At 52.8% G+C, this 21434-nt stretch carries 19 protein-coding genes and 1 tRNA gene; 10 read left to right on the top strand and 10 right to left on the bottom strand.

Annotated features, from left to right (window positions below; translation table 11 throughout):
• The first annotated feature begins 321 nt into the window (after positions 1 to 321).
• Entirely contained in the window at positions 322 to 744 is a 423-nt protein-coding gene (mscL, locus tag AACZ40_RS08680; RefSeq protein ID WP_291179658.1) for a large-conductance mechanosensitive channel protein MscL, read from the top strand.
• A gap of 121 nt (positions 745 to 865) precedes the next feature.
• On the opposite strand, the gene AACZ40_RS08675 is transcribed toward mscL, so the two are convergent.
• Positions 866 to 939, bottom strand: a tRNA-Val gene (locus AACZ40_RS08675).
• Positions 940 to 1213: 274 nt separating this feature from the next.
• Here AACZ40_RS08675 and thrS point away from each other — a divergent pair.
• The 4 genes from thrS (at position 1214) to AACZ40_RS08655 (ending at position 6269) form a co-directional block, all read left to right on the top strand.
• Positions 1214 to 3394, top strand: a complete 2181-nt coding sequence (gene thrS / locus AACZ40_RS08670; protein WP_291179661.1) for a threonine--tRNA ligase — start codon at positions 1214 to 1216, stop codon at positions 3392 to 3394.
• 240 nt (positions 3395 to 3634) lie between these two features.
• Entirely contained in the window at positions 3635 to 5002 is a 1368-nt protein-coding gene (locus AACZ40_RS08665; RefSeq protein WP_291179664.1) for an aspartate aminotransferase family protein, read from the top strand.
• A gap of 25 nt (positions 5003 to 5027) precedes the next feature.
• Entirely contained in the window at positions 5028 to 5570 is a 543-nt protein-coding gene (locus AACZ40_RS08660) for a mismatch-specific DNA-glycosylase (RefSeq protein ID WP_291179667.1), read from the top strand.
• 192 nt (positions 5571 to 5762) lie between these two features.
• Positions 5763 to 6269 carry a hypothetical protein gene (locus AACZ40_RS08655; RefSeq protein ID WP_291179670.1) on the top strand — a complete coding sequence of 169 codons (507 nt, stop codon included), beginning with the start codon at positions 5763 to 5765 and terminating at the stop codon, positions 6267 to 6269.
• A gap of 12 nt (positions 6270 to 6281) precedes the next feature.
• Here AACZ40_RS08655 and AACZ40_RS08650 read toward each other — a convergent pair whose 3' ends face one another.
• The 3 genes from AACZ40_RS08650 to AACZ40_RS08640 all read right to left on the bottom strand — a co-directional run bounded on the left by AACZ40_RS08650 (position 6282) and on the right by AACZ40_RS08640 (position 8922).
• Positions 6282 to 7394: a hypothetical protein gene (locus AACZ40_RS08650; RefSeq protein ID WP_291179673.1), complete on the bottom strand. Its 1113-nt coding sequence runs from the start codon at positions 7392 to 7394 to the stop codon at positions 6282 to 6284.
• 216 nt (positions 7395 to 7610) lie between these two features.
• Positions 7611 to 8015, bottom strand: coding sequence for a DUF4259 domain-containing protein (locus AACZ40_RS08645; RefSeq protein WP_291179676.1), 405 nt, complete (start codon positions 8013 to 8015; stop codon positions 7611 to 7613).
• Between the two features lie 217 nt (positions 8016 to 8232).
• Positions 8233 to 8922 carry a hypothetical protein gene (locus AACZ40_RS08640; RefSeq protein WP_291179678.1) on the bottom strand — a complete coding sequence of 230 codons (690 nt, stop codon included), beginning with the start codon at positions 8920 to 8922 and terminating at the stop codon, positions 8233 to 8235.
• A 389-nt stretch (positions 8923 to 9311) separates the two neighbouring features.
• Here AACZ40_RS08640 and AACZ40_RS08635 point away from each other — a divergent pair, with 389 nt between their 5' ends.
• Positions 9312 to 10604 (top strand): EDR1-related protein, encoded by a 1293-nt coding sequence (locus tag AACZ40_RS08635; protein WP_339674054.1) that lies wholly within the window; start codon positions 9312 to 9314, stop codon positions 10602 to 10604.
• 15 nt (positions 10605 to 10619) lie between these two features.
• Here the strand turns inward: AACZ40_RS08635 and AACZ40_RS08630 are convergent, their stop codons facing one another.
• Both AACZ40_RS08630 and lhgO read right to left on the bottom strand, forming a co-directional pair.
• Complete coding sequence (locus AACZ40_RS08630) at positions 10620 to 11795, bottom strand: glycosyltransferase (protein ID WP_291179684.1); 1176 nt, start codon at positions 11793 to 11795, stop codon at positions 10620 to 10622.
• A 17-nt stretch (positions 11796 to 11812) separates the two neighbouring features.
• Entirely contained in the window at positions 11813 to 13012 is a 1200-nt protein-coding gene (gene lhgO / locus AACZ40_RS08625) for an L-2-hydroxyglutarate oxidase (RefSeq protein WP_291179687.1), read from the bottom strand.
• A gap of 122 nt (positions 13013 to 13134) precedes the next feature.
• Between lhgO and AACZ40_RS08620 the strand changes: the two genes are divergently transcribed.
• Positions 13135 to 14325, top strand: coding sequence for a dipeptidase (locus tag AACZ40_RS08620; RefSeq protein WP_339674050.1), 1191 nt, complete (start codon positions 13135 to 13137; stop codon positions 14323 to 14325).
• A gap of 224 nt (positions 14326 to 14549) precedes the next feature.
• On the opposite strand, the gene AACZ40_RS08615 is transcribed toward AACZ40_RS08620, so the two are convergent.
• The 4 genes from AACZ40_RS08615 to AACZ40_RS08600 all read right to left on the bottom strand — a co-directional run bounded on the left by AACZ40_RS08615 (position 14550) and on the right by AACZ40_RS08600 (position 18720).
• A complete protein-coding gene (locus tag AACZ40_RS08615) occupies positions 14550 to 15218 on the bottom strand; it encodes a nitroreductase family protein (protein ID WP_291179693.1) in 669 nt (222 codons plus the stop codon).
• Between the two features lie 937 nt (positions 15219 to 16155).
• On the bottom strand, positions 16156 to 17499 hold the full coding sequence (locus tag AACZ40_RS08610; RefSeq protein ID WP_291179696.1) for a DUF1501 domain-containing protein: 1344 nt from the start codon (positions 17497 to 17499) through the stop codon (positions 16156 to 16158).
• Positions 17500 to 17635: 136 nt separating this feature from the next.
• Entirely contained in the window at positions 17636 to 18379 is a 744-nt protein-coding gene (gene folK, locus AACZ40_RS08605) for a 2-amino-4-hydroxy-6-hydroxymethyldihydropteridine diphosphokinase (RefSeq protein WP_291179698.1), read from the bottom strand.
• Between the two features lie 167 nt (positions 18380 to 18546).
• On the bottom strand, positions 18547 to 18720 hold the full coding sequence (locus tag AACZ40_RS08600; protein WP_291179701.1) for a Flp family type IVb pilin: 174 nt from the start codon (positions 18718 to 18720) through the stop codon (positions 18547 to 18549).
• Between the two features lie 381 nt (positions 18721 to 19101).
• Between AACZ40_RS08600 and infA the strand changes: the two genes are divergently transcribed.
• From infA to AACZ40_RS08585, 3 genes are all read left to right on the top strand, one after another.
• Positions 19102 to 19320 (top strand): translation initiation factor IF-1, encoded by a 219-nt coding sequence (gene infA, locus AACZ40_RS08595; RefSeq protein WP_002643979.1) that lies wholly within the window; start codon positions 19102 to 19104, stop codon positions 19318 to 19320.
• 145 nt (positions 19321 to 19465) lie between these two features.
• A complete protein-coding gene (rnhA, locus tag AACZ40_RS08590) occupies positions 19466 to 19960 on the top strand; it encodes a ribonuclease HI (protein ID WP_291179716.1) in 495 nt (164 codons plus the stop codon).
• A gap of 157 nt (positions 19961 to 20117) precedes the next feature.
• Positions 20118 to 21434: DEAD/DEAH box helicase (locus AACZ40_RS08585; protein ID WP_339674038.1), on the top strand; the 1317-nt coding region annotated here is incomplete at its 3' end.

The following is a 21434-nucleotide window of genomic DNA, read 5'->3' as shown; positions in this document are numbered from 1 at the left end:
CTGGTTATAGGGAAAGATGCAGTCAGGTAATGAGCGCCTGAAGTACGCCTGGTTTCCGCTGCCACCTGCTGAATCAATGCGGGACATCCGGTAAAAGTAAAACTTTGACAAACCGGAGCCGATGATAAAACGGATTAGTGAATCTGGATAAAAATTGACGGTTTAACCAGACTCGGATACACTGCCTGTCAATCCAGTGCCATAGCAAAGCGTGTCTTCCCTGCAGGGAAAAAACGTTCTAAACCAGAAGCGCAAACGTTTTATCTTTGACACTCCGCATGCACTTCAACCGGTAACCAGAAGCGAGACTGATGAATGGGAATGATCAAAGAATTTAAGGAATTCGCGGTTCGTGGTAACGTTGTCGACATGGCCGTGGGAATCATCATCGGAGCGGCGTTCAGTAAAATCGTCTCTTCACTGGTCAAAGATGTGGTCATGCCCCCTATCGGAATGTTACTGGGCAAAGTCGACTTCTCTCAACTGGCGATTGTACTCCGCGAGAAAACTGACACTGCCGAAGCGATTACCATCAATTACGGTCTCTTCATTAATACGGTCATCGACTTTGTGATTGTTGCGTTTGTCATTTTCCTGGTGATTCGTCAGATGAATAAAATGAAGCGGCAGGAGGCCCCCAAGCCGGATAACACAAAAGCCTGTCCCTTCTGCAAATCGACCATCGATCTCAAAGCGACACGCTGTCCTCAATGTACTTCCGAACTGGCAGAACCAGATGTCTGAAGCAAACGAAACCGTGCGGGATGTCAGTTCCCAACACACATCAAGGGAATCTGATTTGTCGAACAGTTTGACGGTGCGCATAAAAAAAGCCCTAACTCATTATAGAGAAAGGGCTTATCAGTGGACGATACTGGATTCGAACCGGTGACCTCCACGATGTCAACGTGGCGCTCTAACCAACTGAGCTAATCGTCCTGAGGTTAAGCAGGGTAAGCATCCCTGAAGATATCGTCAAGTTCCAGAACACTTTCTGTAAAAAAAACTGCTGAAAGGCACAGTCACTCGACGTGTGTGGCCGATCATAACAATTTCAATGGTTTCGCAGCATTTGATTGCAAGAGAGCGAACATTGACGGCGGCATCTGCTGTCGAATATAAAGACCGTACCTCCTTCGAACTGCCTGAGCAGTGAGCCCTTTGTAACGGCGACTGTGGTGGTTCCGACTTTAGATGAAATTCTGAAAATCGAATGATTCAAATCAAATTACCCGATGGAACCGTAAAAGAGTATGCCGATGACAGTTCTGCTTTAGATGTCGCCCAGTCCATCGGCGAACGACTGGCCAATGCCGTCGTCGCAGCGGAAGTGGATGGAACCGTTTGCGATGCGTTCCGCCCTTTAAAAGACATCACTGATTCCAATGAAATCTCGCTCCGTCTGCTGACCGAGCGCGATGCCGAAGCGCTCGGCGTCATGCGTCACTCCTGTGCGCACATTATGGCACGGGCCGTCATGCGTCTCTGGCCGGGCATTCAACTTGCCTTCGGGCCGACACTGCCCTATGGTTTCTATTACGATTTTGGCCTGGAACACACCATCAGCGAAGATGACTTCCCCAAAATCGAAGAAGAGATGAAGAAGATCATCAAAGAAGAAGAGCCCTTCGAACGGTTCTCACTTGATCGGGACGAAGCCGTCTCATTCGTCAATGAAATGGACCAGCATTCCAAAGCCGAACACATCCAGACCGGTCTTGCCGATCACGGAAAGCTCAGCTTCTATCGCCAGGGCGAATTTGTCGATCTCTGTCGTGGCCCGCATATTCCCAACGCCGGTAAAGTCAAAGCCTTCAAACTGCTTTCCATCGCCGGGTCGTACTGGAAAGGGGACGCGGGGAATAAACCACTGCAGCGTCTGTATGGGACTGCCTGGTTCAATAAGAAAGATATGAAGCAGTACCTGGAACAGGTCGAAGAGGCCAAGCGCCGCGATCACCGGGTGCTGGGCAAAAAGCTGGGGCTGTTCTCGATCAACCCCGAAGTCGGCCAGGGGCTCTGCCTCTGGCTGCCCAAAGGGGCCACCATCCGGGCGGTGCTGGAAGACTTCATCAAAGTCGAACTGACACGCCTGGGTTACCAGCCTGTCTATTCTCCCCATATCGGACGGGTCGAACTTTATGAAACCAGCGGTCACTTTCCCTATTATCGGGATTCCCAGTTTGCACCGCTGTTTGGTCACGATGCCGGCCAGCTGGTCGATTTCTGGGTGCGGAAGCTTGAAGAAGACAGCCTGTCTGCAGAAGACGAAGAGCTCTTCTTCAAGTCATCCCGGGTGATGAACTGCGACTTTGAATTTCCTCCCGGTGCAAGCCGAGAAGAGAGGCTCAAAATCCTCAAAGCCTGGGAACACAAACACGAGCGCTATCTGCTGAAGCCGATGAACTGTCCGCACCATGCGGAGATGTATAAGTCGATGCCGCGCAGCTATCGGGATCTGCCCGTGCGTCTGGCTGAGTTTGGCACCGTGTATCGTCATGAGCAGACCGGGGAATTGAACGGCATGTTACGCGTACGGGGACTGACCCAGGATGACGCGCACATTTTCTGTACTCCCGAGCAGGTCGAAGAAGAATTCCGTGCCACCCTGGAACTGGTAAAATTCGTACTGGCTTCCGTCGGACTGGATAATTTCCGCGTACAGCTCTCACTTCGCGAACCTGGCAGTGATAAATATGTCGGCAGTGAAGAAAACTGGCAGCATGCGGAAAACAGCCTGCGCAAAGTGCTCGAAGCCTCGGGCATGTCGTACAGCGAATGCGAAGGCGAAGCCGCCTTTTATGGCCCCAAAGCCGACTTCATGGTCTCCGACTGTATCGGCCGCGAATGGCAGCTGGGAACCGTGCAACTGGATTATAACCTGCCGGAACGCTTCAAGCTGGAATATACCGGCTCCGATAATCACCCGCATCGTCCCGTGATGATTCACCGCGCGCCCTTCGGTTCGATGGAGCGTTTCACAGGTATGTTGATTGAACACTTCGCAGGTGCATTTCCACTGTGGCTCGCGCCGGAACAGATTCGCGTCCTGCCCGTCAGTGATAAAACGCTGGACTACGCCAACGAAGTGGTGGCGCAACTCCGCAAGAACGGGTTCCGAGTGTCCATCGATACCCGCAGTTCGAAGGTCAACGCTAAGATCCGAGATGCCCAGCTGGAACTGATCCCGTACATGTTCATCGTCGGCCCTAAAGAAGCCGAACAGACTGCGGTCGCCGTGCGTGACCGTATCGACGGTGACCTGGGACCGATGCCACTGGCGGACGCGATTGCCAAACTGAAACAGGAAGCCGACGAACGGCTCGTGCGACAGGTGGCAGAAAACACGTTTGCCGGCGTCGAAGGACAGACAGAGAAAGCGAACGAATACTAACAAACGAAACAGGGCAACTCCGGGTCTGATCCGGGGTTGTCTCTGTTTCTGGTTTTGTACAGGGAAAGTTGTCTCCCTTGCTCGGCATTCTATCTCTGATCACTTTGATCTTTGCCCCTGATTGCGATATAAATAAATCACACGGGACTGGTTCCTGCCTGCAGGTTCACCATTCCGTATGCCCCCCGATTTCTGAATTGAATCTGAATATTTTCTTACTTTTACAGTGAGTTCCATGCCATGAGCCAGGCCGTAGGACAGCAGATTGAAGCCGACTTTTTTGCTAAATTCCCCACGTCGGCAAAGATGTATCAGCAGGCGTGCACCCTGTTCCCCAGTGGCGTGACGCACGACGGTCGCTACATGAAGCCGTTTCCGATTTATGTCGATCATGCATTGGGAGCCCATAAATACGATGTGGACGGCAATGACATCATTGACTACTGGAGCGGTCACGGCTCATTGATCCTGGGGCACAGTCATCCCGCGATGGTCAAAGCGGTTCAGGAACAGGTGGCGAAAGGGACCCACTTCGGTGCCTGTCACGAACTCGAACTGGAATGGGGCGAACTGGTTCGTCAACTGGTCCCATCCTGCGAAATGCTGCGATTTACCAGCAGCGGTACCGAAGCGACGATGATGGCCCTGCGTGTCGCGCGGATTGCAACCGGAAAAACCAAAGTCATCAAATTCGCCGGCCACTTTCATGGCTGGCATGACCTGCTGGCACAGGCGGCAGAACCACCCCATGATGACAAAACCTACGCCATGCCCGGAGTAACCGACGGCGTTTCTGAAGAACTGATCATCCTGCGTCCCAACGATCTGGATCTGGTCGCACGTGCGATTGCCGAGCACGACCCGGCCTGCCTGATTATCGAAGCCACGGGAAGCCGCTGGGGAGTCGTTCCACTGGCTGAGGGTTTTCTGCAGGGATTGAGAAAGCTGACAGAGGAAAAAGGCGTTCTGATGATTATGGATGAAGTCATCAGTGGCTTCCGTGTCGCTCCCGGCGGCATGCAGGAAGTGCGCGGTATCGTGCCCGACCTGACCTCGCTGGCCAAAATCGTCGCCGGTGGTCTGCCCGGTGGCTGCCTGGCAGGTCGTGCCGATCTGATGCAGGCGATTGCCTTTGACAATCCGTTCGGCCAGAAGATGAAACATCCGGGAACATATAACGCCAACCCCCTTTCCGCGGCGGCCGGCATTGCCGTCTTAAAGCAGATCGCTGACGGGGAACCCTGCCGCCAGGCAAGTGAAAGTGCCGCGAAACTGCGGGCGGGAATGAATGAAGTCCTCACCCGCAAAAATGTGGACTGGGTTGTTTACGGGCAATTCTCGATCATCAAGGTCTTCCCCGGCTACGACGGACCGCGGCCCACCGATGATTCCTTCGTCCCTTATGAGAACGACTTTGATCGACTCGATCGTAAACACGATGCACAACTGGGACATGCTTTCCGCTGTGCACTGCTGTTGAACGGTGTTGACTGGTTCGGCTGGGGAGCCATGACGACCGCGGCGCACTCTGATGCAGAGATTAAATTTACCGTCAACGCCTTTGAACGCGCCATTGATGCTCTGCGCAATGACGGGTATATCGAGTAGGGTCAAGTCGGGGAGATTGGAACGCGTGGAAGAAATCTGGAAACCAACGCCACAGCAGTTGGAACAGGCCATTCATAAACAGCTTCCCGACCTCATCGAACCTGATTTAAAAGCGTTGTTCGTCGGCACCAATCCGGGGTTGTACTCTGCTGCGGTGGGACATCACTTTGCCCGCCCCGGTAATCGCTTCTGGCCTGCCATGCATCGCGGAAAGATTACCGAACGACTCTATTCGCCGTTCGAAGATGATAAACTGCTCGCGCGGGGAGGCGGACTGACCAACATCGTCAGTCGCGCCTCGAAGCGGGCGGATGAACTTTCGAAAGCAGAACTCGACGCAGGAGCTGATATCCTGACAAAGAAAGTCCTGAAATTCTGTCCGCAAAAAGTTGTCTTTCTGGGAATCATATCCTACCGCAAGGCGTTTGGCAGGAATAAAGCCCAACTGGGACTCCAGGCAGAACGGATCGGTACGGCGGAGGTCTGGGTGCTTCCCAACCCCAGCGGTTTGAATGCCCACTACCAGATCCCCGAACTCGGGAAAATCTTTGCCAGGATGTGGCGCTAAAACCCACCCCATTTTACCTGTTTTACGCGATGAGTATGTTTTCCCCGCTGATGTTTTCTTTCGAGGGGAATTGATTGAATCCCGCGGATTTGTCTCGTCGATGAATCTTTCAGAGAGGTAGAGATGCTGCGCACCAGATGTCAGCAGTTTTTGAGTTCTCTCGTACGACATCACTTTCGTTCAGGTTAATTCATGCATCGTCAAATCCGATTTCGCTGGTCTCGAATCATGCTGTTGCTGCTGACCGTAGCGCTGCTGAGCCAGCAGGGGTGCGTGCATCGGAAGAAATACAGCCTGTCGAGCATGTGGATGGATTACAACACGCTCAGGGCGCCTGCCATCTTCTTCGAGAAACGGGAGCATTTCCCGTACAAGGCCGACCAGGTGTCATTGTTTCACTGGCAGTACGGGGTCACACCTGGTCGCAATGTGAAATACGTCCGTCCTGATCTGGTGGGTGGAAACTTGGCTTCCACGAACCCCTACGATGCCGTGATGAATGTGAGTGCCGAAACCGAAGTCTACCCGGCGGACATGCAACCCCTCCCGATGGGGGCAGCCAACAGCAGCATGAGTGTCGATACGCCGCACGGGACAATGCTGCCTCAGAAACCGCATCCGACAAAAGCACCGATCAAAAAAAACGCCCGCTTCTCAATTGAAACGATTCCGCCTCCCCCTGCTCCGCCGGTTCCATAATCGACGCCGCAGTTAACGGGTTACAGGCGAAACGCGGGGCGTGAAGACGGTAATCCAGATGAAGGGTTGCCCGCGTTCATCGATCACGAGTTTCCGGGTGAGACCATCCCGGCCAATGGCGTTTCGGATCAGGATGCCCCAGGTCGTCCTTTTTTTTGCGACGGTGACTTTGATCTGATCCAGGTCAACCCCTTTCTTATCAATCGCGTATTCATCGGCGATCATGGGAATGCCTGATGCTTTCGAAGCCGCCATTAACACATCCCGCAGCGGTACGTTATTGAGTTCGACCGGAATTAACTCAAAGTAACGGGGCGCGGTTTTCTGGCGGGAGAGTTTCAGATCCCAGCCGATGGGCCAGGGTGAATCTGTCTCCTCCCAGGGAGTCACCAGCAGTTCCAGTGAACCAGCGGGGGTCCGCAGTGGATAGAATGCAAGCCCGTACTGTTTGAGGGCAATCGCCAGCGCCGTCCCTTTGGCCAGTTTTTCCAGATCGGCTTTGATAGTGAGATCAGGAGAAGCTTCTGCCAGTCGTTTCTGTGCATCAACGTCGAAGCGGATCGGAAGTGAATCGGGGAAATCCAGTTTGTCGAGGGCCGCTTTTAATGTGAGGCCCTGCACACTGGCAGGAGATTTCTCAGCAAGCGCATCGAATACCGTTTTGAACTGCTCATTGGACAGGCCCCACAGCGGTTTACTGTCGGGTGAGCCTTGCGCTCCGAATGTTTTAAGTTCGTTGAGCCATTCTGTGAGCCGTCCCAGATCACCGCGGGTAAAGCGATGTCCGGGGAACTGAATTTCGCCATTTCCGCTCAGCGTGCCTGTCAGACGGACTTCACGCAGGGTGCCCCGCAGATCCTGTTCGATCGCCGGTTTGTCATCCAGTACGGAGCGGCGTGTGCGGATTGAGATTCCCAGATCGCGAAATGTCTGTCCCCACTGCTGGGCAAACAGCGCCGCGCTGTTATCTTCCATCAGCAGCGTGACGGTGACAGTGGTTTTGATCGGCGCGCCTTCGAACTTCTCCTGCTTCGGAAAGGTGAGCTGCGCAGACAGGTCCGCATTCGCTGAGAAGAGCACCAGGAGCAATACAGGGAGACTGATGAGCGATATTTTGTGTTTCATGGTTTGTGCAGGCTGTTGAAAGTCAGAGGGTCTGAAAAGGCGAGGCTTGAGCCTCAATGACTGATTGTAACAGACCGAATTTAATTTGATGAGAGCAATCTGGGAGTAAATCGCATGCCGGTTTTTTCGCTGAATCACGTAAAAAACCGGCGACAGGAGTTCCTCGAAAGAGCGCTACCATTGATTAATCGTCACTCCAACAGAGAAATCGCCTACTCACGCATTAAACGCGTGGATCATGTGTTCAACGTTGCCTTTCCACTCGGGATACTCGGTGCTGTTTTCTGACCAGAGTTCATTCAATTCCGAATTCTCGGAGAGCACGCGGTTCAATGCCAGTACACAGACTGGTTTCAAGTCGGTCACATCCAGCCCCCGATGGTTCTGGACCCATTCCTGAAACTTCTCCGGCGGATTGTCCCGGACTTCAAATAAAAGTGCATACACCGTTTCCGCAGCTCCCAGGATGGAACAGCAGTCATCATACTCCAGGTAACCATCGGCTGCTTCCGGCGTTAATGATTCGCGCAGAAACGGAACCGCCTTCTCAGCATCGTATAAATCTTCAGCCCAGTCACACGTGCTGTCATCTTCAAAAGTACGATATCCCCAGGCGCCCATCCGTTTCTCCACTCATGTTGTTTAACAATCTCAGAATTCTGTCTCTGGAGCTTTATGATATGGATTTTCTCAAAAAAACATAAGATGAATAATGAACTGTTACAAAAAATTAAGGCCGAATTCTCTACTGCGAAACAGAAATTAATAAAAAAACAACCCGGACTTTTGATCCGGGTTGCTGTCGTGTGAATTCGGGCTGATCTGTTTCGTTTGTGGACTATTGGTTGATCAGCGCTTTCACTTTATCAAGTTCCTGCTTCGCTTTCTGCAGGTTCTGTTCTGCATCAGCGATGTCTTTCTTTTCCGAAGCCAGTGTTTCTTCTGCATCGTTCACAGCTTCCTGTGCATCTTCTTTATCGGCTTCACTGGTTTCACTCAGTTTCTTTTTCGCAGCAGCAAGGGCCGCTTCAGCTTCAGTGACTTCAGCCTGTTCTTCTTTCAAAGCTTTTTCGGCTTCCATCACGTTTTCCTGTGTATTCTTCAAAGCTTCCACTTTCGTTTCAGCCAGTCGGTTTCGAGCAGCATTCACTCGCTCTTCCGCTTCAGTTTTCGCTTCGGCGACATCTTCTGCTTTGGCTTTTTTCGCCTGTGCCAGCGATTCGTCCAGTTCACGCTGAGCTTCCTTAACGTCTCTCATTTCTTCACTGACGTCAGCCGCTTCTTCGTTTCCGACACGCGCCTGTTCGACGTCTTTCATTTCTTCCTGGATATTTTCGGTACCCATACGACGGGCTTCACGCACCTCAGCGGTCCCTTCCTGTTCAGCCTGGGCGATCTCCTGCTGGGCTTCCATTTTAGCTTCGTCTACGTTTTCTCGAGCCTGCTCAATCGACTCGGAATTTGTCTCGCAACCGACCAGAACCAGAGCAGCCAGTGCGGTTGCAGAACTGAGTTTCAAAAATGACATGATTGTCTCCTCGTAAATGTTTAACAATATTTGGCTGGGGCATTCCCTTGTGACCTAAGTTTGTATCTGGTGATATCACCTGTCACCCACTTTGATGTAAAAATAGAGATGCAGTTTCCATGCCAGTACACGACAACACTGCATAAACAGGCATTTTGTCGGTGTTACCCTTAGAAAACGCCCCCCGGCATCGAACGGTCAGCATCCAGACGGGTCGTTCAGCGAACAGAAAACAGGGTTTTTAGTGGAAGCAAGAGAATGGAAGATATTATTTTCAGAAGACAATGTTTGATTCGAATTTCCACATTCCCTACGATTTGTCAGTCGAGATCCTGGAGTGAATCAGGCATCAGCTCCATCACATATAATCTGATCATGAAATGAGAACGATGCGGCAGTGTTTTTTCACCAGTTTGTTGATGTCACTCAGTTTATCGATTCTTCCCTCTCTGCTACGGGCGGAAACGACTCTGATCCCCTTTGGAAACGAGACCCGCTGGCGGTTTCAGGATGGCCTGCATCCCGTGCCTGCCAACTGGTTTGAGCCGCAATTTGACGATTCAAAGTGGCAATCCGGCGTCGCTCCGCTCGGGTATGGGGAATCGGACGTCAGTACCACGCTGAGCTTCGGCAGTGATCCACAACAGAAACCGATCACAGCCTGTTTTCGGCACTCGTTTTCTGTTAACAACGCCAGCCAGTTCAAGCAACTGGTCTTCATGATTCGCAGCGACGATGGCATGATTGTCTATCTGAACGGGAAAGAAATCATCCGACACAATCTTCCTGAAGGCCAGGTCACACAGGAAATGCGGGCTTTGAAACGATCCGATGGGCTGGAGGAACGACTATATCAGAATTTCAAAATCGAGACGCCACTACTGGTCACCGGCGCAAACGTTGTCGCAGTCGAAGTACACCAGGTAGACCCCCGCAGCAGTGACCTATTTCTGGACCTGACTCTGCGAGGTTATCGCGAAGGAGACTCCCTGCGTCCTCAACTGAAAGAAGCCGCGCGACAGGTAACCGTTGCCTATCATTCAAAACATTTTGTCGGGCCGAAAATCAGGATCATGGATGGCTACGTTGACGGCGGCCGGGGCATGAAACTGGATGAAAAAGGTCAGGCAACTTCCCGACGGGAGTTGATCGTTGTCGACCGCCAGCGTGATGCGGCTCTGAAACAGCACCTGGAATTCGCCCGCTCCGAAGAATTGAAGGCGTTAGAGCCATTCCAGCGGGCAACGCGACTGGCGAAATACGTGGACCAGAATATGTCACTCGACAAAGACAACCGCTGGAGCACTCCTGCCGTCGTGCTGCTGACCAGAGAATATGCAAACGAGGGAGTCCTGCTCGGCGAAGTCACCCGTATTTGTGGAGCCGGCGTCTGCCGCCATCGGGCGCTGCTGTTCAAACTGCTGGCCGACGAAGCGGGTCTGGACGTCTCGCTGGTTCGCGGCAATTATGGTGATGCCAGCCGCGCCGGAGGACATGCCTGGAACGAATTGTACCTGACTGACGGCAGACGCTTCATCATCGATACCATGCAGCGCCGCATCGAGTTACTGGGCACAGACGGCAGCCAGACCAGCAGCCGGTACCTCACCGTCAAAAATAAACCGGGGTACCCGAAATCAGAATCCGAAAAGCCAGATCAGCCCCCGGAATCGGCGAATTAACGGTTCCCCTGCTCTTCAATACAGGTTCTTCTTCAGCACATCCAGCGGATAAATCGTATCGCGCCAGCGGACGCCGCCGTTTTTGATCGTGATATATGCCGACCGCCAGATGGCAAAGGCGAGTGCCAGCGAAGAGAAGAACAACAGTGGCGTCACGCGGAGCCCCGAAGAAAATAGAACGGCAATCGTGGCATAACAGAGATGCAGCAGGCCGACGGTGATCAGAAAGCCGATCGTCTGTGAGAGTGGATACAGAAACGGGACGATAAAGGGTGCGATAAAAAACAGGAGAAAGACCAGTGTCGCCAGCGAGACCCGCAACAGCGAGTAGTGAAACGAGGCGAACGAGTTTTTTTCGACGCCGGTAATCACGCCCCACGCGGAAGGCTGCCAGCGAACCTTGAGCTGTTCGATGCCCAGGTAAAAGTCCTGTTTATAATAATAGTTCTTGATCAGTTTACCGAGTTTGATGTCATCCAGCACATCCAGCTTGATCGCAGCGTGCCCGCCAACCTGTTGATACACTTCGGTGCGGACCAGGTTGAAGGCGCCGATGCCAATATAGGCGAAGTGCCAGCGGGTCGGGATGAGCCAGAGAAACATGCCCCCGGTCAGCAGAAAGCCAAAGAAGGTAATGAATGCCATTTCCAGCAGACCGCCGCGCGCCAGTTGAGGCAGCAGGCAGAGATGATCGAGTTTCTGCTGCAGAAAGACACGTGTCGCTTCTGAAATCGCGCGGGGATTGAAAATAATATCACCGTCGGTAAACAGTAACAGTTCGCCCGTCGCCTGTTTTGCCGCCTGATGCATGGCGTGTGATTTCCCCAGCCAGTCCGCCGGCAGTTCTGTGATATGAACAATCTGCATGGAGACGCGGTCCTGCTCTGAGGCGGCTTGCGCGACCCGTTCCATGATCGCCCCCGTTTCGTCGGTCGAGCGATCATTGACGGCGATGATTTCCAGCCGGGGATAGTCGGATGCCAACAGCGAGTTGAGTGTCAATTCGATGGTTTCGGCTTCGTCTTTGGCGGGCACAATGACGGAGATCGCAGGCCAGACTTCAGGAGTCTCCGTCCCAGGCAGACAGCGGGTGATGCGTTTACGGATCATCATCAGTAACGAAGGCACCAGCAGGACCGCCCAGAAGACAACGGTGGCATACCCCCAGTAAGTGATGATCGAAGCCGGCATTAACGCTGTTCTTTCTGTTATTGAATCCGGCGGGCCAGCAGATCCGTGATCATCGAACCGATCCGTAATGACGAAGTGGCTGCCGGTGAAGGGGCATTTAAAACATTGATCATGCGATCCGATTCATCAATCATAAAGTCGTCCACGAGGGTTCCATCCGGCCCGAGTGCCTGGGCACGCACACCCGCGGGGGCCGCTTCGAGGTCGGCAGCTTTAATTTCGGGAATCAGCCGCTGCAGTTCATGCACGAACGCCGGCTTGCTGAAGGACCGCCACATCTCTTTCAGGCCGGTCTTCCAGTATTTGAAAGCCATCTTACGAAATCCTGGATAAGTGGCCGCTTCCAACAAATCGCCGATATTGATACGGGTTTTCGTATAGCCTTCTCTCGCAAAAGCCCAGACCGCATTCGGGCCGCATTCGACGCCGCCATGAATCATTTTAGTGAAGTGCACGCCGAGAAAGGGAAATTCGGGATTGGGGACCGGATAGATCAGGGCTTTGCAGAGATGTTCCGCCGCTGGTTTGAGTACATAATATTCGCCGCGAAAGGGAACGATTTTGCATGCGGGTTTCGCCCCCCCCATGCGGGCCAGGCGATCGCTGAACAGCCCGCCACAGTTGATGACCTGTTTTGCGGAAATGTCCCCCTGTTTTGTATTCACGGTAATCGAGTCGGCGTGATGCCGGATACCTGTGACTTCGGCCCCGGTCAGAATCTGGTTATCCTGCTCCTGAATACGTGCGGCCAGTCGCAGGGAGACCTGTGTGTAATCGACGATGCCGGTTTCGGGAACATGGATGCCTCGAATCCCGGCCACGTGTGGTTCCAGTTCCTTGACGCGGTCCTCCCCAATCATTTCACAGTGGACGCCATTCAACTGCCCCCGTTCATAGATGCGATCCAGGGCAGGAAACTCCCGTTCGTCGACGGCCACGATCACTTTGCCACATTGATCCCAGGAAATTTCTTCCGCGTCGCAGAACTCTTCCATCAGGCGTTTGCCTTCGCGACAGTTGATGGCCCTGAGCGAGCCCGGCTTGTAGTAGATTCCGGAATGCAGCACTCCGGAATTATGGCCGGTCTGATGTTGTGCCACCTGGTTTTCTTTTTCGAGAATCAGAATTGATTGACCGGGGAACCGCCGACTGATCTGCCAGCCGGTCGCCAGGCCAATGATTCCCCCTCCAATTATTACAACATCTGCTGTTTTCATGGATGACTTCTATACTCAAATGATCCACGGGGACTTATACTCAGAGTTCACAACATCATTCGCCGAGTCTCTCTCACCTTCAATGTATCATAACTTAGCAGGATCAAGGTTACAGGAAAACAATGGTTGAGCAAGTTCGCAGCTATTTAGAGCAACATCAGGATCAGGCCGTCAGTGAACTGATCGAATTCCTGAAAATTCCCAGTGTGAGTGCCGACTCGACTTTGAAGTCGGAAACGAGACGGGGAGCCGAGTTCGTACTGAAACAGCTGGCAGCGGCGGGCATCGAAAGCCGACTGGTGGAAACCGCCGGTCATCCGATTGTTTACGGGGCCTGGAAAAAAGCAGCCGGAAAGCCGACCGTACTGATTTACGGTCACTACGATGTGCAGCCTCCCGATCCGCTCGACCAATGGACGACACCTCCCTTTGAACCGGACATCCGCGAGGGACACATTTACTCCCGCGGCGCGACCGATGATAAAGGGCAGATGTATACGCACATTAAATCGGTTGAAGCCTGGATGAAAACGCACGGCGAACTGCCCGTCAACGTAGTCTTCGTGATTGAAGGCGAAGAAGAAGTGGGCAGCGACAACCTGGACCGTTTTCTCGCAGACAATAAGGATCTGGTTGCCAGCGATATCGCGGTCATCAGTGATACCAGCCAGTACGGACCGGGCATTCCTGCCATTACCTATGGACTACGGGGCATCCTGGCCTGCGAAGTGATTGTCCGCGGCCCCCGACAGGATCTGCACAGTGGTGTGTTCGGTGGTGCGGTAACGAACCCGGGCAATGGACTGGCAAAGATGGTCGCCGCCTTACACGATGACCAGGGACGGGTACAGATCCCCGGTTTTTATGATGGCGTACTGGAACTGACTCAGGAAGAGCGTGATCAGTTTGCCGCGCTGCCGTTTGAAGAAGCGACGTTCATGCAGAACCTGGGCGTGAATGCGGTCGCCGGTGAAGCAGGCTTTACCACGCTGGAACGCCGCTGGGCGCGACCGACGTGCGATGTGAACGGCATGATTTCAGGATACACGGGCGAAGGGCCCAAGACGATTGTACCGGCTCAGGCACGCGTCAAAATCAGCTGCCGCCTGGTACCGGACCAGGATCCCAAAGCATTGACGAAAGCGCTGGAACAGTTTCTGCGCGATCAGCTGCCGCCGGGACTGACGATGGAATTCATCGACTTCCACGGCTGCCGCGGTCTGGTCTTTGATTTCAACAGCCCTTACATGTCGGCAGCCCGGACGGCCATCGAGCAGGCATTCGGAACCGCGCCGGTCATGATTCGCGAATGAGGCTCGATACCCGTCGTCGAGACATTTCAGTCGCTGGTCGGCGTAGAAACCCTGCTGCTGGGCTGGGGACAGAATACGGACAACCTCCATAGCCCGAACGAACGCTTTTCGCTGGAATCATTTCGACAGGGAACCCTGGCCAGTGCCCTGCTCTGGCAGGAACTCTCGCAGATTCAAGTGTGATCGCTGGTTGAGATCCTGCTGGGAGTAAATGTTTTTTACTCTTACAGGGTCACTTCGCGAATCCACTGATCGCTTCGGTCGTTTCGCAGGCTGCCCGGTTTGCGTTCTTGGGAATCGTCCCTCATTTCCGGGTACTCAACGAAGACAGCTGCCAGTAATTTTTCCTGTTCGGGAATGCCGAGGTACTGGAACATCTCCGGTCCCTTCAGTTTTCCCCCACTCGACCAGTAGTTTCCCATACCGTGCGCGGTCAGCATCAGTAACAGATTCTGGACCATCGCTGAAGCCGCAGCCAGGTGCTCTTCGTCTCGTGCCAGTAACGTTTCACGTTCGACTTTTGCATCCTGCTGTACATCAGCAGCAGAGACCTCGGGCAACCAGGTCACGAGAACCAGCGCGCTACAGGCGGCTGCCAGCCGGGGCTCTTTTGAGGTGACGTTTAATTCATCGCGCAGGTAAATCGCCGCCTGTTTTGCCTGCTCATGCCATAAAACATAGGCGCGCCACGGTTCCGCTAAATTATCGACTTTGCGTGGATAGTGAAACGGAGCCCAGCCCGCGGTCTTAATCGCCTGGAGTACGATTTCACGATTGCGTTCTGCGATGTCAGCGGGAACAGGCCGATGTGCCTCAATATCACAGAGTACTTTTTCCGTCTTGCGATTTCGGATAATGGTTTCTACGGTCTCTGGCGTCGATTTGTCGGACATCGTCAATCCTCAAAGCTGCTTCGCGTAACAAAGCAGGCGTCTGTTATTTCGTTTTGATAATCACTGTGAATTGAAAGTGTATTTAACAGAATTTTCAGAGACAAGGACAGCGAGTGATTTTTGAAGACTGATATTATATTTCCTGTGTTTGCAAGAGACCTGCTCAAATCCCTGATCGAAATCGCTGCTGCCGGGTGGGAGACAAAACGCCGATCACTGGCGAAATCTACACGAACGATTTTCGCTGAAATCGTTTCGGCAGGAAATTCCGATCTGAGCTCAGTTGCTTTCTGGTACAATGAAAGGCCGACTCCCCATTTTAAACTGGGTCCCGGTTTACGATAGCGTCTCCAGGGATATATGGGCTGATAATAATAGATTGAAAGACGCGATAGTGAAATGTGACGCGATTCTTCATCAACGTCAAACCGAGAGTCAAGACATTTGCCCGAAGCTCCTGGTTGAAAAGATGCTTCATTTTGAGTCAGGCGCAGTTCTGTCGCGTTTCGAGGCTGAAAGTCACAGCTCAGGGCTCCCTAAGGGAACGGAATGCGTACCAAAGCGGGTTGACAGGTAGTGAACCTTTTGAACAAGAGCCGGAAAATGAGAGAAAAAAACGATATTACAAGAGACTTTTATAGTACTGAAATCGGCAGGGGGAAACTGTTCCCTATGTGAAATACCATGCTACGCGCGCGACGCATAACTCGTAGTTTCGGAAAGGGCGCGACGGCGTCAAGTCGAAAAAATGCACTGCGCATTGGTCCCCTGATTACACGGAATCAATTTCTACACCGATGGATTCGAAAGTCACGAAACTGGCGACGATTGAGAGTACCATGAAGGGCAAGATATGAAGTCCCGTTTCTCACGCGAAGAGACAGGGGACTTCCCCTGCATTGCCTGCAGAACTCAATGTATTTTCCGGTAAATCAGCTCAGACCAGTTCGGGCATGACTTTATACTGGTTCGTATCGACCAGATAGCGGGGGCGTCCCTGCAGGTCGGTGACGGTACTGGTTTCGACATTGATGCCCAGATTGTGATAGAGGGTGGCAAAGACTTCCTGGAAATGGACCGGGCGGTCTTCTGCATATTCGCCGAGTCGATTGGTCGAGCCGATGACCTTACCGGTTTTCATGCCGCCGCCAGCAACAACGGCAGTGGAGACACGAGGCCAGTGATCGCGGCCGGAGTTGGCATTGATCTTGGGAGTCCGTCCGAATTCACCCCAGACGACAACGGTGACATCATCCAGCATCCCACGATGTTCGAGGTCTTCCACCAGCGCGGTCACCCCCTGATCGAGCATCGGCATGTCTTCGCGACCGCGTTTGAAGTTACCGCCATGCCAGTCCCAGCGACTGAAGGCCAGCGTCACACAACGTGCCCCGGCTTCAATCAGACGACGGGCGGTGAGGAAATCATCGAGCAGTTTGGGGCCGCCATCTGCGCGGAGCTGTGAGGTTCCCCGGCCATATCGATCGCGGAGTTTCTGATCTTCTTTGGAGAGATCAAGGGCATCCGCCAGTTTGCTGGAGGTCAGAATGCCAAACGCCTGTTGTGTGAACGAGTCGAGCCCTTCCATCATGCCGGACGCATCGACTTTACTGCGGAACTGATCGAGAGAATTGAGTACTTTTTTACGGTTATCCAGTCGATCCAACGAGATGCCATTGAGGGTCATATCAGCCATGCCTTCACCATTGGGACGGAACGGCGCATGTGACAGACCCAGGAAACCAGGGTCTCCGGCGCGGGCCCATTCCATGTGCCCCATTTTAGGAGAGAGACCGAGGAACGGAGGAATGGAGGGGTCGACGGGGCCATACTTTTGCGAAAGGACCGAACCTAAACTGGGCCAGCCTCCCAGGGGCTGGTTTCCAAAGCGTTGACCGGTGAGACACTGAAAGGCATCGTGTCGACCATCCGAACCCACCATTGAACGGATGAAGGCGAACTTGTCAGCCATCTGTGCCATTCGCGGAAATTGATCCCCGATTTCAATGCCGGGTACGTTGGTGGAAATGGCGTTGAATTCGCCTCGAATTTCGCTGGGGGCATCGACTTTAATATCCCACATATCCTGATGCGGAGGACCTCCCGGCAGGAAGATCATGATGATGCCTTTGTGGTTCTTCCGCTGGGGGGAAGAATTTTCCGCCTGTAAAATTTGCGGCAGCGACATGCCACCTAAAGCGAGGCCACCAATCTGGAGAAAGTTGCGGCGTGTTATCTGATCACAAAACTTAGCTTTTTGAGAACCCAGGATCTTGAGCATCGTGTCAGGTCTCCAAATTCGAAAAGGTGGGAGGGCGAAGGCAGGCAAGACTGACTGAACCAAATCATCATTGTTTGATTTCGAGCAGTCCTATTAAAAATATCGGCGAGCCCTTATCTATTAGTATAGACGATTTTTACTGGAAATCCAGCGCAGATTGCAAGACATGAACGATTCGTTCAGTATCCCCTTGATATTCAGAGAGGTTCAGCCGGGGAATCAGGGGTAAATCTTCAAATTTTGTGGATGACATCGGAGACCCCAGCCAGGCAATTAAAGTTGGTTCCTGGAAAGCAGATTCGGTTGAATCTTGCAATTCCCAGCTGGAAAACAGGACTTCAGGGTACCGTTGCTGCAGATTTTCTATCAGAGAATTCGTTTCTTCAGGCGGGAGCCCGGCCAGAACAAATCGAAACGGCGTTACCAGCAGACGCTGCCGCAATTCCTGAATGGTGATCTGTTTCTCCGGATGAATGACGTCGGCGGCGATTTCAGCCAGGGGATCCAGTACAAACCGGCGATACCAGCAGGCCGGATGCGGAACGATCAGATCGTCGGTTGAAATGATTCGCTGATCATAGAGTAACAGATCCAGATCGAGCGGCCGGGCACCCCAGCGAACCTTTCTGATACGGCCCCATTCTGCTTCCAGCTGCTGCAGTTCTAACAGCAGTGATTCGGGAGAAAGTGATGTCGAAAGCTGCGCAGCACCATTCAGAAAAGGATCGCTCGTCTGATCGCCCACCGGTGCGGTTTCGATCCACGTACTGGTCTGGATGACAGAAATTTCCGGGTGCAGATTGAGGTGTTCCAGTGCCCGAGCGAAGGTTTCACGGACAGAGCCCTGATTTCCACCGAGTGCAATATAGCAATCTGGCATAGCGGTTCCGGGAGTTGGGGATCGAAACAGAAGTCTGTGATTACAGCAGTTTAATGGTATGCAGTTTAGTGGAATGGAATCTTAATGAAATGCCGTAGAAGTGCAATTCTGCAGGACGCAGTCGGGATTCGAGGGGTGAGGATCAATATTGCAATTAGATCAGACGATTACATGCCGTGATTCTGCATTTCGGTCGTCGCATTTTCAAACAGGGCATTCGTGCGGGTTCCGATCGCGGCGATCGCGGCGATACAGACCATCACGATCGCGGCCAGCATCACAGCATACTCGACAGCGGTAGGACCATCTTCTTCTACGAGAAATCTTTTAAGATACTGCATGACTACAATCCTGTCAGATGTGTGACAATCTGAAAGTTGCCTTCCAGATCAACGGACCGACAATTGATATGTTTCACTTTCCATAAGCAGGGCCCGATTTAATAAAGCCTACCTCACGTTTGACGACTGATGCCGGGAAAACTCGTTCTCCCCTCTTAAAATTCGTTGAATCGGCAAATCTACAGGGATTTCCCTGCCTGAATCAGAGGTTATATAACTTGCGGGTCTGTTCAGACTGGCATATTTGACCTCTCCCTGTCACAATAAGTGGCACAGAGAACTCCCGAAAGTCTTTCATCAGGCTGAGACAGGAGTTAGGTTTATGCGAGATGTATCGCTTATTCCCGTATTAAGAACTTTATTGGACAGGATACAATTGTTATGGCCAAAGAAGAGGCCATTGAAGTCGAAGGTACAGTGACCGAGGCACTGGCAAACACTCAGTTTCGAGTCGAACTGGAAAACGGACACCAGGTTCTGGCGCATGTAGCCGGCAAGATGCGAAAGCACTTTATTCGTATCGTCCCGGGTGACAAAGTCGTGGTCGAGGTCTCCCCCTATGACCTGAATCGTGGACGTATTGTCTATCGAGAACGATAGTCGCAATAGAGCGCTCCGCTTCTTTCCCAGAATTCATCAGGGCTGATTCTACGCTTATGCGTAGTAGCCTCTGCAGTTGTTGTTTGTACCGGGACTCAAATTCGAGTCGTCGTTTATTTCTTGCCAGGCGTACGTTTTCAGTATTATGACTGATGATGCAGCAAATCAGGATGCGCTCCCGTTTGTGCAGATCTTTACCGATGGTGCCTGCAGGGGAAATCCGGGTCCGGGAGGCTGGGGAGTCATTCTGAGACATCCTTCCACGGGAACGGAAAAAGAGTTTTCCGGAGGCGAGGCAGTCACAACCAATAATCAGATGGAGTTGCAGGCGGTCATTTCCGGGCTGGAACTTTTGAAACGACCTTCCCGGGTGGAAGTGATTACGGACAGCGTGTACGTTGCCAAAGGCTCAAAGGAATGGATGCCAAACTGGAAAAAAAACAACTGGCGTCGACGGGAAGGGAAAAGCTGGAAGCCTGTCAAGAATGAAGAACTCTGGCGGAAACTGGATATCCTGCTGGAGCGACACACAGTGAACTTCACCCAGATCAAAGGACACAGTGGTCATCCGGAAAATGAGCGCTGTGATGAACTGGCAGTAGAGTTTGCACTTAAAATGCAAAGTGAGTCTGAATATTAGACTGCGTCCCGTTTTACTGTGGCGTTTCCAGAGAGATTGGGACCGTGGATAACACGACGAGAGACGCTATGTTAATATATGATGCGTTCTGCCTGGCATCGGGCAACACATCAAGAAACTGATTCATATAACTCGGCTCGAACGGTTGTAGAATACGATGACCGAATCTCCTCTGCAGACTCCCGTTCAATTTCTTAATGGAGTGGGGCCGGAACGTGGTGAACTGCTCGAAAAAATCGGAATCCAAACGGTAGAGGACCTGCTCTGGCATCTGCCCCGCAGTGTACTGGACCTGACTGATGTGCGACCGGTGAATGAGCTGGAAGAAGATCTGCCCGCTTCCGTCTGTGGAAAAGTCGTGGACCTGGATGCCCGGACGATCTCACGTGGCCGGACAATTACTGCAATACTGCTGGATTGTGGCACTGGTTTTCTGAAGGGAACCTGGTTCAATCAGCCCTGGGTCATCAAACGTTTTTTCCCCGGGCAGTTGCTGATGTTTTCCGGCAAACCTAAACGCCGCTCCGGAAAGTGGGAGATTTCCCATCCCCAGTTCCAGGTACTGGAAGAAGACCTGGATGATCCCCAGGGACTGATCTTACCCCGGTACAGCCTGACCGAAGGCATCAAAATGTACCAGATGCGGCGTTTCGTTCGTGCTGCCGTGGAGGAATATGCGCAGCTGATCCCCGACTATCTGCCGGAGAATTTTCGGGAAACGCAGTCGCTGATTCCCTTAAGCCAGGCCGTCATCCAGATGCATAAGCCCCGGACCATGGACGAATATCAGGCGGGCGTGCATCGAGTCATCTATGATGATCTGCTGGAATTTCAACTGGCACTGGCGATGCGCAGGCGACTCTGGACCTGCGTTGATAATGCCCCCCTGGTTAAGGTCACAGCGAAAGTCGACGCCCGCATCAGGCGACTGTTTCCCTACGATCTGACCGAGGGGCAGAATCAGGCGATTGAAGAGATCAAAACCGATCTGGCTTCGGGCCGGGCCATGCATCGCATGTTGCAGGCGGACGTGGGGGCAGGCAAAACCGCGATTGCGATTTATGCGATGCTGGCCACGATTGCCTGCGGGAACCAGGCGGTTCTGATGGCTCCCACGGAACTGCTGGCTGTGCAGCACTGGGAAACCATCAATCAGATATTGAAACACAGTCGGGTAGAACGCTGCATCCTGACCGGCAGCCTGTCTCCCTCCGAGCGAAAAGCGACCCTGGAAAAGATCGCTGCTGGAGATCAGCAACTGATCGTAGGCACGCAGGCGGTCGTCCAGAAAGATGTCCAATACCATAACCTGGGACTGGTGATCATCGATGAGCAGCATAAGTTTGGCGTGATGCAGCGGGCGCATTTCTCCAGCGATCAGAATACCCCCCACATGCTGGTCATGACGGCGACCCCCATTCCCCGCAGTCTGTGCCTGACACAGTTTGGCGAGCTGGATATCTCAATCAATACC

Origin of the sequence: uncultured Gimesia sp. (assembly GCF_963972345.1) — a bacterium.
In the GTDB taxonomy this organism is placed as follows: domain Bacteria; phylum Planctomycetota; class Planctomycetia; order Planctomycetales; family Planctomycetaceae; genus Gimesia.
Note: the sequence above shows the minus strand (reverse complement) of the source record. Positions and strands in the feature narration are given on the sequence as shown.